The sequence below is a fragment of the Psychrobacter sp. 1U2 genome (assembly GCF_051847575.1).
The window spans coordinates 160,964-173,643 of sequence record NZ_JBPYDC010000001.1; the positions used below are offsets into that span (position 1 = coordinate 160,964).

Annotated in this window: 11 protein-coding genes and 1 pseudogene; 2 read left to right on the forward strand and 10 right to left on the reverse strand. The window is 45.1% G+C overall.

Features of this window, described 5'->3' with window-relative positions; genetic code table 11:
* Nucleotides 1–155 precede the first annotated feature (155 nt).
* Both rodA and ACS8FD_RS00650 read left to right on the forward strand, forming a co-directional pair.
* Entirely contained in the window at nt 156–1,298 is a 1,143-nt protein-coding gene (gene rodA / locus ACS8FD_RS00645) for a rod shape-determining protein RodA (RefSeq protein WP_439273962.1), read from the forward strand.
* A gap of 791 nt (nt 1,299–2,089) precedes the next feature.
* Nucleotides 2,090–2,431, forward strand: a pseudogene (locus ACS8FD_RS00650) (septal ring lytic transglycosylase RlpA family protein); the annotation flags it as partial.
* Nucleotides 2,432–2,557: 126 nt separating this feature from the next.
* Here the strand turns inward: ACS8FD_RS00650 and radA are convergent.
* From radA to tsaE, 10 genes are all read right to left on the reverse strand, one after another.
* Entirely contained in the window at nt 2,558–4,000 is a 1,443-nt protein-coding gene (gene radA / locus ACS8FD_RS00655; RefSeq protein ID WP_439273963.1) for a DNA repair protein RadA, read from the reverse strand.
* 229 nt (nt 4,001–4,229) lie between these two features.
* On the reverse strand, nt 4,230–4,976 hold the full coding sequence (gene lptB / locus ACS8FD_RS00660) for an LPS export ABC transporter ATP-binding protein (protein WP_439274046.1): 747 nt from the start codon (nt 4,974–4,976) through the stop codon (nt 4,230–4,232).
* Nucleotides 4,977–5,151: 175 nt separating this feature from the next.
* Nucleotides 5,152–5,634 carry a lipopolysaccharide transport periplasmic protein LptA gene (gene lptA / locus ACS8FD_RS00665; RefSeq protein ID WP_439274047.1) on the reverse strand — a complete coding sequence of 161 codons (483 nt, stop codon included), beginning with the start codon at nt 5,632–5,634 and terminating at the stop codon, nt 5,152–5,154.
* 224 nt (nt 5,635–5,858) lie between these two features.
* Complete coding sequence (lptC, locus tag ACS8FD_RS00670; RefSeq protein ID WP_439273964.1) at nt 5,859–6,455, reverse strand: LPS export ABC transporter periplasmic protein LptC; 597 nt, start codon at nt 6,453–6,455, stop codon at nt 5,859–5,861.
* Between the two features lie 6 nt (nt 6,456–6,461).
* A complete protein-coding gene (locus ACS8FD_RS00675; RefSeq protein ID WP_439273965.1) occupies nt 6,462–7,037 on the reverse strand; it encodes a KdsC family phosphatase in 576 nt (191 codons plus the stop codon).
* Between the two features lie 54 nt (nt 7,038–7,091).
* Nucleotides 7,092–8,084, reverse strand: a complete 993-nt coding sequence (locus ACS8FD_RS00680; protein ID WP_439273966.1) for a KpsF/GutQ family sugar-phosphate isomerase — start codon at nt 8,082–8,084, stop codon at nt 7,092–7,094.
* A 203-nt stretch (nt 8,085–8,287) separates the two neighbouring features.
* A complete protein-coding gene (gene hfq, locus ACS8FD_RS00685) occupies nt 8,288–8,836 on the reverse strand; it encodes an RNA chaperone Hfq (RefSeq protein WP_439273967.1) in 549 nt (182 codons plus the stop codon).
* A 223-nt stretch (nt 8,837–9,059) separates the two neighbouring features.
* Nucleotides 9,060–10,223: a tRNA (adenosine(37)-N6)-dimethylallyltransferase MiaA gene (gene miaA, locus ACS8FD_RS00690; RefSeq protein ID WP_439273968.1), complete on the reverse strand. Its 1,164-nt coding sequence runs from the start codon at nt 10,221–10,223 to the stop codon at nt 9,060–9,062.
* 42 nt (nt 10,224–10,265) lie between these two features.
* Complete coding sequence (gene mutL / locus ACS8FD_RS00695) at nt 10,266–12,065, reverse strand: DNA mismatch repair endonuclease MutL (RefSeq protein ID WP_439273969.1); 1,800 nt, start codon at nt 12,063–12,065, stop codon at nt 10,266–10,268.
* Between the two features lie 7 nt (nt 12,066–12,072).
* Nucleotides 12,073–12,585 carry a tRNA (adenosine(37)-N6)-threonylcarbamoyltransferase complex ATPase subunit type 1 TsaE gene (gene tsaE, locus ACS8FD_RS00700; RefSeq protein ID WP_439273970.1) on the reverse strand — a complete coding sequence of 171 codons (513 nt, stop codon included), beginning with the start codon at nt 12,583–12,585 and terminating at the stop codon, nt 12,073–12,075.
* Between the last annotated feature and the right edge of the window lie 95 nt (nt 12,586–12,680).

Consider the following 12,680-nt stretch of genomic DNA (forward strand, 5'->3'; position numbering starts at 1 on the left):
AGGCTAAAATATCGGCTGTCATAATAGGCAATAGCCGTGCTTTTAACATTTATCATCATAATTTTCATAATCACGTGACTTTTGCGTCTCCTCTATAGCTTCGCGTTATCAGTGGCGTCTTATAGACTTTTCTTTCTTCAGTATCGGCTTTATCTATGTCCTCTAATTTGCAATATCGTTTTTCACGCCAAAGCCATCACCTCGGCCAGCGTCATGAGCCCAATATTTGGCAACGCATCCATATTGATCCTTGGCTGACCTTATTACTGCTGGCGGTGTGCTGTATCGGTCTGACGATTCTATATAGCGCTTCTACTCAGAACGTAGATATGGTCATGCGCCAGATGATCAGTTACGTCGTAGCCTTTGCTGTGATGTTCACTATGGCGCAGATACCGCCGACTATCTACCGTAGCTTTACTCCTATATTTTATGTGCTAGGGCTGTTTTTGTTAGTGCTAGTCGATATCATTGGCGAGGTACGTATGGGGGCACAGCGCTGGATCAACTTACCAGGCTTTGGTAGCGTGCAACCCTCTGAGTTTATGAAGCTTGGCATGCCAATGATGTGCGCTTGGTTTCTATCAAGACGTGAGCTACCGCCTTCAACGACTAGTATCGCAGGAACGCTGGCGCTTATTATTATTCCTGTTTTATTAATCGCTAAAGAGCCCGATCTAGGAACATCGCTGTTGGTCGCTGCTAGTGGTATTTTTGTGTTGTTTTTAGCGGGTCTATCGTGGTGGATGATTGGCGGCGCTGTCGCACTATCGATACCGCTGGTGACTTTCGCTTGGTATTTTTTATTACACGACTATCAGCGCACGCGAGTTTTGACTTTGCTTAATCCGGACGCAGATGCGCAAGGTGCTGGTTGGAATATCATTCAATCTAAGACTGCTATCGGGTCTGGCGGTATAACGGGTAAAGGTTATTTAGATGGCACTCAATCGCATCTGCATTTTTTGCCCGAGGGTCATACAGATTTTATTATTGCGGCATTCTCAGAAGAGTTTGGCTTAGTCGGCGTCATGCTGTTGATGTTTATATATGCCTGTTTACTAAGTCGTGCTTTATTCATCGCTTTTACTCATACTGACAGCTATAGTCGGTTGTTGGCAGGGGCTATCGCTATGTCATTCTTTGTCTACGTATTTGTCAACGTCGGCATGGTGGGTGGAATTTTGCCTGTGGTTGGCGTTCCGCTACCTTTTATCAGCTATGGGGGTACAGCAATCGTCACTCTGATGGCAGGTTTTGGTCTGTTAATGTCTATCCATACGCATAGAGCCACTTAGTATTTTTTTACTTAGCCGCTTTTTTTATAGTTATTCGATACCCTTATTTCTACAGCCCTCATTAGTATATTAAGGCGATCAAGACATAAATAACTTTATAAAAGAAATGCTTCGATTAGCTCAACTTAACTAATCCTGTAATTTGTGTAATACTGCAAGGTTTTTATACTTGTCATTACGTTTTAATTGCGTTAACCTGTTTAAATCGTAATATGGTACATAACTTATACAGAGCTGCTAAGCAACTTTTCATAAGTATATAATAAAGCCATAACTTGCACGTATAGTCCGATGTTGATTATAGTATTTGTTATTGAATTGTTTATATAAAGACAAACTTACCCTACTTTAAAACTAATGGCCTTGATGCTTGCTACCGCTACAAAATCACAGTAGCAGCATCACTCTAAAAAGCTAGCGCGATTAAAGCCGATTTATGGTCTATTAATAACCGACATAGGTTGTTATTTTTTAATATTTTTGCGCGCAAGTTTAGAGTATAAGCCGAAGAGGTATATATGAATAAGCGTCTATCTGGTTTACTTACAATGTCAGTGGTTCTGTTTACTGGCTCTGCTGTAATCTCTAACGCTCAAGCAGCAGATACGAGCCCTGCCCTATCCGCATTGTCTCAAGATAACGCCTCTCATATTGATCGCGTATTAGGCGAGTTGACTCGTCAACATGATAGTGCATCGAGTTTAGTAAAATCAGCCCGCCAACCCACTTCCTTGGCACTGAATAGTCCACTGCTTACTAGTGATAGCTCACAAGCAAGTAATGACGAAGATGTGCTAGAGCGTCTGACGGCTGTCGCTTCAAACTCTGTCGGCAAATTTAAGCAAACGGGCCTAGCGTCGTGGTATGGTCGTAAGTTTCATGGTCGTAAAACGGCTAGCGGTGAAACCTTCGACATGAACGCGTTAACCGCCGCCCATCGCTCACTGCCACTGAACTGTTATGTCAAAGTGACGAATAAAAACAACGGTAAAAGCGTCGTTGTGAAGGTTAATGACCGTGGCCCTTTCCATGGTAAGCGGGTCTTAGACTTATCTTACGGTGCAGCTAAGCAATTGGGTATCACCAGTAAAGGCGTAGGTAACGTCTCCATCGAACGGGTTGCAGGTCCCTAATCTCTAATCTTAATTAGCTGTTATTACTTTTGCAGCTGATAGCTTGATAACCTAAAAAGAGCGCCTAGTTTAATGAACTAAGCGCTCTTTTTGTTGCGTATAATCAACGGACACGGAGCTGGGTACCTAAAAGTCTATCTCAAACGCGCTTTCAATAGCATCATCGAGACGCTCTACGGCTATGACATTGATGCCCTTAAACTGTGCCGAGTTAGCAGCGGGTGCATTTGACTTAGGAATAATAGCATGTTTAAAGCCATGTTTCATCGCTTCTTTTAAGCGCTCTTGTCCATTCGGCACAGGACGTATCTCACCGGACAACCCGACTTCACCAAACACTGCTAATGACGAAGGTAGCGGCTTCTCTTTTATACTAGAAGCACAAGCTAGTAGCACTGCTAGATCAGAGCCTGTCTCAATCACCTTTACGCCGCCCACGACGTTGACGTAGACGTCTTGACCACTTGTATGGATACCGCCATGCCGGTGCATCACCGCTAGTAACATAGACATTCTTTGATAATCAAGGCCTAAGGCCATGCGCCTTGGCTGCCCTTGTGAATCATCAACTAAGGCTTGCACTTCAACCAATAATGGCCGAGTGCCCTCACGGCTCACCATAACCACAGACCCTGCCACCGGTTTATCGTAACGGCTTAAAAATATCGCTGATGGGTTGGCAACTTCTTTGAGACCCATATCCGTCATACCAAAAATACCCAACTCATTCACTGCGCCAAAACGGTTTTTGACTGCGCGAATCATACGAAAGCGCGAGTCGGACTGCCCCTCAAAATACAGTACCGTATCAACCATATGCTCAAGTACCCTAGGTCCTGCTAAGGTACCTTCCTTAGTCACATGCCCCACTAAGAATAGCGCCGTTCCCGTTTGCTTGGCATAGCGAGTCAAGATCGCCGCTGACTCACGAATTTGACTGACGCCGCCTGGAGCCGAATTAATGGCATCGGTATAAATAGTCTGAATAGAGTCAATAATGGCGATAGCAGGCTGCTCTTGAGTCAAAGCTGCACAAATTGTCTCCACATTAGTCTCAGCCAATACTCGCAATCTATCTGCTGGCAAGTCTAAACGTTTGGCGCGCATAGCGACTTGTGCGAGCGACTCCTCACCGGTGACATACAGCGCGCTACCAGCCAACGAGTCCGCCTTGGCCATATTCGTCGCTGTTTGTAATAAGATAGTGGATTTGCCAATGCCAGGATCGCCGCCGATAAGCACGACCGACCCTGCTACTAAGCCGCCGCCCAATACACGGTCGAACTCACTGATGCCAGTTGGCAGGCGCGTATCTAAAGTCACGCTCACTGCATTCAGTGGCATCACTGCACTATGCGTTCCTGAATAGTTACCTGCAGGTGCGCTAGTGGCGCGAGGCGCAGCTCGACTGGGTGCTGATTTTGCTGAGCTTTTATTATGGTGCGGCATACTGACATTTGGCGCCTCGACTAAGCTATTCCATTCGCCGCAGTCGCCGCACTGCCCCGCCCACTTACCAAAATGAGCACCACAATTTTGGCAGACGTAGCTGCTTTTGTTTTTTGCCATAGTATATGCACCTTAAGTGAACCGTAAGCTCAATTGAATATAAGCCCAAAAGTTTAGGAGTAAAAGATGAATCTGTGGTTTGCTGAATAAGAAAAATAGTACAGATAGGAGATGGTAGCCAAGACAATTGCCTTGGTTAAGATAAGCCGTTTGATAATCGATCAAAAAAGCCGTCATAAAGGATAAGACATGACAGAGAAAACGCTAGCCCGTTATCAGTAAGATAACCTTAGACCTGAAAGTCTTTGCCAAGATAGACGGACTTGACTAACTCGTTCTCTAACACCTCAGAAGAAGTGCCCTCAGCGATAATGGCTCCTTCTGAGACAATATAAGCCTTTTCACAAATCGCTAGCGTCTCACGAACGTTATGATCAGTGATCAGTACACCAATACCGCGATTCTTTAATGTTAGTATCACCTCTTTAATATCACCAACAGATATAGGATCGACACCAGCGAAAGGTTCATCCAATAGCACAAACTTTGGATCTGCCGCTAAAGCTCGAGCAATTTCACAGCGGCGACGCTCGCCCCCCGAAACACTCATACCCAAAGAGGTACGGACATGCTCTAGATGGAACTCAGCGATCAGTTTTTCAAGCTCTTGGCGCTGCTCAGTTGCGGACAGTTCGCTGCGCGTTTGCAGAATAGCCAATATATTATCTTCGATAGAGAGCTTACGAAAGATAGAGGCCTCTTGCGGCAAATAGCCGATCCCTGCCCGCGCTCGCTCATGCATAGCGTATTTGGATAGATCCATTTTCCCTAAGCTCACGCGGCCTTTATCCATATTGACGAGGCCGACTACCATATAAAAGCTAGTGGTCTTACCGGCGCCATTTGGGCCTAACAAGCCAACCACTTGCCCTTGTTCAACAGAGAAAGACACATCTTTGACAACCCAGCGTTTACCGTAGCGTTTACCTAAGTTTTGCATCGATAAGCGCAGTGGTACTGCCGCTACAGGGCTCATCACTGATGAGGGATTGATCTCATTATTGTCTATCATAACTTACTCATGCTCTATTCAGGTCTTATACACTTAAGCGCTTATTTAGTCGCTTCAATTTGAAACGTTATGGACGACTAAGACGGACTATCTACTGGGATAACATAACGCCTCACTCGTCTTTAGTAGCGGTTATAAGCTAACGTATACCAGTCTGATTGGTATTATTATTGGGCGGGAAGATTAATTCTACACGCTGATTACCACCCGCCGTTGCCTCGACATCCCCTGCTTTGAGACTATAGCGAATCACGTTACCTGCAAAGCTTGCGCCATTTTGCGTTAATTTTGCATTACCTGTCAAAGTCATGATACCAGTGGCGGCATTGTAGTCAATCTTATTGGCGCGACCTTTTGCCAAGCCTTTATCGGCGGTCACTACTTGCTGCATAGTCGCCGGTCGGCCGGTTGCAACGGCTGATTGGATACTGCGCTGCTCTGAGAGATTGACGGTAATATTATCCGCCGTCAATTTGAGCGTTCCTTGGGTAATAACAACCGTTCCTGAATAGCTAGTTACGCCAGTACTCTCGCTATAAGTGGCGCGATCGGCAAGTAACTTGATAGGCTGATTGGCATCAGAAGGCAGTGCATGGCTATAAACAGGTAAAGCTAGCAGCATGACCACTGGTAATGAGCGTATATACGATGCTGCTGATAGCTGAGGCGCTAGCGCACGAACTATAGGCAAAAAACTTGATTTCATGTTTGGATACTCTTCTTGTGATAGGTATTAAAAGCGGCAGTATTTAGTGGTTAATCAATAACGGTTTTATACTTTGAAAATCTTCATAACTAAAAGCATTTTATAGTTAAAAACGTTTTATTGTTAAAAACAATACTTAATTAAAAAAGCGCTTTATCCTGACGCTCAGCAGGAGTAAACATAACGGCTACTTGCTCAAACTCATACTCGCCAGTTTCTAGATTGGCTGTCATCGTCGCAGCCTCAAAACGATTATCGCCTTGAACGACTTGTACGGGTTGCTCGCTATAGACTAGCTTTGATTTTGTGTTACCTTTTAGCGCTTCACCTGTCACGGTTATAGGTGCTATCTTTTTGCCATTCTCAGTCGTTTTTTGCTGATCTTCGCTGGCTAAGCTAAAGCCACCGTATAGATGCAGCTCGCCGGTTTCTTGATTAACCGTTGCCGTTCCAGACTCGATACGATAAAGCTGCTCAGCTGATGGCTCCCAATTCATAGTAATACCGGACATGATATCCTGATTGGTATTGGGATCATGTCTCAGCGATTCAGCGTTGAGCTCATACTCTGTTTCGCCTTGCTCATTGGTCTGTACCGCTTGAATATCAGTAGCTTCGTAGTCCACTTCTGAGGGACCGATACTAACTGGAGGCGTCACTTCTGCCTGCTGCTGAAAAAACCAACCCGCGATACCAGCGATGATTAAGGCCAAAACGATTAAGACACGAGTATTCACTATAAGTTATCCTACTGATGACTCTGTTTTTTGGGGAGCGCTACCCTCTAAGGTATAGCCTGCAATATATTCTTCGTAATGTCCGTGACCCTTTAAAATAAGGTCACATATCTCACGCACCGCGCCATAACCGCCAGCGCGCGTGGTGACCATATCACTGCGATTGATAACTTCGGAGTGAGCATTGGGTACTGTGGCCGCAAATCCAACTGTCTGCATCGCTTTTATATCTGGCAAATCGTCCCCCATGTACGCGCAGTCGGCTGTAGTGATATCAGCAGCTTTATCCACCATGGTCATCAACTCTTTTAGGGCCACAACTTTATCATCACGGCCTTGTACCACATAATCGATACCTATCTCTTTGGCGCGTTTGTCTACCATAGGGCTACGACGACCGGTAATAATCGCTGTCAAAATACCATAACGCGCTAATGCCTTGATACCTACGCCATCTTGTACCGAAAAAGCTTTCGTTTCAACCCCGTTCGCATCATAAATAATCTGCCCATTTGATAAAATACCATCGACATCTAGTACTAGCATTTTAACTTTACCTGCTTTTTTGATTAAATCTTGCATAGGCTGCCTCTTATTATTGGTTTTTATTTATGATGTAAGCTGGCTGATAAGCTGTTATTTTACCCCTGCTTGCAATAAGTCATGAACGGTAATAATAGCATCTAAGTGACCTTGTTCGTCCATCACTAATAGCTGGCTAATTGCATTTTCGTTCATCACACTTAAGGCATCGGAGGCGCGCATAGTTTTACTGACATGACGAGGGTCTATAGTCATAATCTCGCGCATCGGCGTGGCTAAATCGATACCTTTTTCAAGTCCTCGGCGCAAATCGCCATCCGTGAACACCCCTACTACTTTATCTTTATCATCGACGACTACCGTCATACCTAAACGACCATTGGTCATAGTGAACAGCGCTTCGTTGAGAGAAGCTTTTTGATTGACTAAAGGCAGGTTTTCACTACCGGTGTGCATCAAATCTTCAACTCGCGTCAATAACTGACGCCCAAGTGCACCTGCAGGATGTGATAAAGCAAAATCCTCTGAAGTAAAATTGCGCGCATGCACCAAAGCGACCGCTAATGCATCACCCAAAGCTAGCGTTGCAGTAGTACTCGAGGTTGGCGCTAAATTGAGCGGGCAAGCCTCTTGCGACTTACCCAAAGTCAAGACGATATCAGCGGCTCGTGGCAACATGCCCCGCTTGTCGCGACTGATGCTGATCAGCGGTATACCAAGACGCTTGACGACAGGTAGCAGCGTTTTTATTTCATCAGACTCACCTGAGTTGGAGATGGCTAACAACACATCACCGCGCACTAGCATCCCTAAGTCACCATGCCCCGCCTCTCCTGGATGCATAAAAAATGCTGGCGTGCCCGTAGAAGCAAAGGTTGCGGCTATTTTGCGACCGATCAGTCCGGATTTACCCATGCCGGTGACCACTAAGCGTCCTTGGCAGGCCAAAATAATGTCGCAAGCCTGAGCAAAACGATCGTCTATTTGCTCTGTTAGTAGAGCCAAGGCTGCTTTTTCCGTATTGATGGCTTCAATAGCAGTCGCTATAAACTGCTCATGAGTGAGATGACTTTTACCGCTGTTCATATATAACTCATTATCTATTATTCGATAGCCTATTTTACTATATTATCGCCAACTTTAGTAACCGTACTCTAAATAGGATGAATTAGATCTTGGCCTCATACAAAAAAGACCCACTGCATGAGTAGGTCTTCATTTCACAAAACATCTTGATAAAACTATCAGCCATACAAGCTGATGATAGAAAATATGATAAATAATAGCGATTACTGATTGTCGCTATCGTTAAAATCCTCTTTTGGAGTATCATTTAAACCAGTATTCTCACCTGGGTTTTCAAAACCGCGATCCTGACCAAAACCGCTACGATCAGAACTCTGTCCAAAGCCGCTGCGCCCTGAATCTTGACCAAAGCCGCCGCGCTCAAAGCCACGATCTTGACCAAAGCCGCTACGGTTAAAGCCACTACGATTTGAGGGAAAGCCACGCTCTTCGTAACCGCTATTCATACCGCCTGCTTGATTGTTACGATCAAACCCACCGCCTTGATAACTACCGGCCGCGCCTGAGGACTGTGCGCCGCTACTAGAAGCTGACGTTGTACTACTACGAGGATTGCGCGCTGGAACTACTGTCGATATAGCGTGCTTATAGACCATTTGGCTGACGGTATTTTTCAATAAGACCACATACTGATCAAAAGATTCGATCTGGCCTTGTAGTTTGATGCCATTGACCAAAAAGATGGAAACCGGAATACGATCTTTGCGCAATGAGTTCAAAAACGGATCTTGTAGAGTCTGTCCTTTTGACATAAAAATTCTCCTAATAGTTATTATTTTATTTTAATGTGCTGTGATTTCATACCAAGATAAATCAGTCTAAATTATAACAGTTAACGCTTTAACCTATTGTCGTTTATCGTTATTTAATATAATCGTTTCTTACGCAGTGCCACAAAGCAGATGCGAGCATACTATTTTTGCTCTAAAAGATATTGATACAAAAAATGGTTACTCGACATACTTATTATAGCGGCTACTGTAAATAATCTCTCACTTGGTTAATAGAAGTAAATGAGCTTATGACTATATTGTGTTGCGTATCCGTAAGGCTTGTATCACTTTGTGCAGGCGCTACAGTTGACTGATTTGCTGCAGCTAAGCCTCTCGATAATTTACGCAGCCAAGTGTACTGGCGCTTGGCTAGCTGTCTGGTAGCATATAATGCCTTATTTTGCATCGCTTCACAAGCGAGATGCTGTCGCTGGGTCATTGGTTTTGTAGAATTAAGAGGTACCGCTTGATCATCATCTTTTGCGCCTTTTATTTTATCCTCTGTACTGACAGCAAAAGCCTCATAAAATAGCGACTTATCTAAATGTGTGCGCTCAAATACTGGGTGGTTGATATGTACTAAATACTCGAGCACTTGCCGATAGCCCACGCAGCGCATAGCAGGCATATTCGGGGTCAGAGGATAACGCTCGAGTAAGCCAACAACCTCAGCAACTAAGCCTTCTTGCCACATGATATCTAAACGTTGACTAATGCGCTCATGCAACCACGAACGCTCCGGTAGCACGGACAAGACAAGCCACTGCTGGTTGGGATTATGGGCCAATGCTTGTTTGGGTTGACGCTGCCAGTCGCTTATTGGAATATTAGTTTGTTTATACACCTCGACAGCTCGCGTGATTCGCTGAGTGTCAGCGCGCGCTAAACGTTGATGGCTCTGAGGATCGATATCAGCTAGATAATCGTATAAAGCGCTAATACCTGCTATCTGTCGCCACTGCTCGACTTGCCTGCGTACCTGCTCATCGCTATCCGGAACGGGTGAGAGGCCTTCTATCAGCGCCATGTAGTACATCATCGTACCCCCAACTAACAGCGGAATTTTACCTTTTGCATGACATTCATTGATAAGGCGTTCAACATCGCTAACAAACTCAGCGACGCTATAGCTCTGCGTCGGGTCAATAATATCAACTAAGTGATGCGGATAGCGCTGCAATTCTGCAGCGGTCGGTTTAGCCGTGCCAATATCCATCTCACGATAAATAAGCGCTGAATCTACTGAGATGAGCTCATAACGTCCACTATCATAAAGCTCATAAGCTAAAGCGGTCTTGCCACTAGCCGTTGGCGCCATCAAGCAAATAACGCTATTATCTGGCACAGGATGAGGAGCGTCTAACATAAAGTTGCCTATAAAAAGAGTTTGATAGCGCTGAGCTAGAGATTATTGGGCTAAAGCGGATGATAATAATAACCCAATTAAATGCTTGCTGTCTGTCTGTACAATGGCTTTGGTCGTGAGTATTTCTATGATATCTGTGGTAAAAGCTTGCAAATCTGGCGTCGACATTTGCACAGCGTAATGGCTTATCTGCTCATTAATCTCTTGATTTATAGCCAAGTGGCTAGCAGACCTATTAAGCTGCCGATAATCGCTGGCGGTAAATAAGCGGGCAAACTGCTTATGCCAGTCAGCTTCTGTTATCACCAACAACTGTCCTTGATTGTGCACTGAAGCATAAAACAATAGCCAAGGTGACAATGCGCTAGGGTCATTATAGTTCACTGCGCCCGCAAGATCCTCTGAAGCTCCATGCGCATACTCTGATAACTCAGTAATCACCTCTAAACAGTAAGGTAAAGGCTTTGAGCGCTCATGATTTATAGTAGGTATCAGTGAGGGTGTATCAGCTTGCTTATCGCTTGCTCTCGTTATCGAAACGCTGTCACTATCCTTATCAACCTCACTGGCAACTGTAGCTGCCACTGGCTCTTCTGAACACTGATAAAAATGTTTAATAGACTGTACTTGCGGCTTAAAAGCCGAAAAATCATGCTCACTGTCATCAGGCTGATCATCGTTTATCTCGTCCTCTAACGATTCTGGACTCACGGATGCTAACGAAGGGCGGTCTATTACTGCGGTTTTGAGTTTGTTGCTAATAGCGTAACTCAGATGCGCCATAATGTTATTAAGAGAGCTGATTTTTATACGCTGTTTACTAGGATGCACATTAACATTCAACCAAGATAATGGCAGCTCAAAGTATAAAGCATACCCCATTGCCGCAATCCCAGTACTCAATGCCAATTGCCGGAGCTGATTGCTAATAATGGCTTCTTTAACTAGGCGTCCATTGACATAAAGCAGCTTAGGAAGATTGGGCTGCGGCTGTGCAGTTGGCCATAACCAACCCCTAACTTGCGCTTGCGTCGTTGTTGATGGAGTGACATTACTCGTGTCAACGTACTGCTGCTGTAAACTAGATAAATCCACAGCAACCTCTACAGCGTCCTTACGGAGCGCTAAACCTAGCGCTTGCTCCAAGCGAGAAATAGGGAGATAGTGGCTGATATTGACTGAAGAGGCGCTGCTAGTCGTGTTATCGTCTCGCTTTGCCGATAAGGTGATACGTTTTTTATTATCATGGAAAAGAACCAGCGTCACATCGGCACGCGCTAGCGCTACCTCACGGACAATCGTTTCAATATGGGCAAACTCAGTAGCGATAGACTTTAGATTACCGCGCCTAGCAGGCACATTGAAATACAAATCTTTGACCGTCACTGTGGTACCGCGGTTGTGCACCACAGGCGTCAATAGCGGCTTCTCAGCTAGTATTCCTGAGACTTGCAGCTGACGACCTATGCCGCTATCGTCAGGGCTGCTGATTAAAGTCAGACGTGAGACTGCAGCGGTAGCGGCTAAGGCCTCACCGCGAAAACCTAAAGTACGGATACCCTGCAGGTTGACCACATCAGCGACTTTGCTAGTAGCATGGCGCGTAATAGCCATCACCATATCATCTGGATGGATACCCACGCCATTGTCCGCTACCTGTATCATCCCCATACCGCCTTGAGTGATGTGCACTTCAATATGCGTAGCTTTGGCATCGATAGCGTTCTCAAGTAGCTCTTTGACTACAGCTGCTGGACGCGTCACGACCTCGCCGGCGGCTAATTGATTGATCAATAGCGGCGAGAGTTTTTTTATACGACTAATATCGGTATTCTCTAGCATGGCAGAATTATAAGTGCAAAGTGGATAAGTCTAAGCCTTGGGCTTGACCTATTTTTGAGAGACGAAGCTCAATCTGCCGAGCGCCGTCATCGGCTTCTGTCATATCGATAAATATAGCGGGTGGCGGCAAATAGCTATCGGCGCGACTCGCCCACTCAATAATGGCTAAAGCGTTTGGTTCATCGAGATACTCATCGAAACCAATAAAGGATAGCTCTTCTGGATCTTGCAATCGATATAAATCAGCGTGATAAACCGGCTTTACTGAGCCATCATTTTGCTCAATTTGATAAGGCTCAACTAAGGTATAAGTCGGACTTTTGACCGCACCTTGATGACCTAAGGCTTGTAGCCAATAGCGAGTCAAAGTCGTCTTGCCCGCGCCTAAGTCACCAGATAGCCAAACACTGCCCTCTATAGGTAAATTAGCCAATTGCTGCGCCAATGCTTGGGTATCGGTTTCTGAGGACAGAGTTAAGGTTTGCAAACTCGCCTTATCGTTTAAATACGTATTAGACATCTGCGTGTACCTGCATCGTTACCTCTAAATTGCTAAAACAATCATGTTATCGACTATTTGTATAATTTGATCGTTGATTATAACAAATCGCTCTG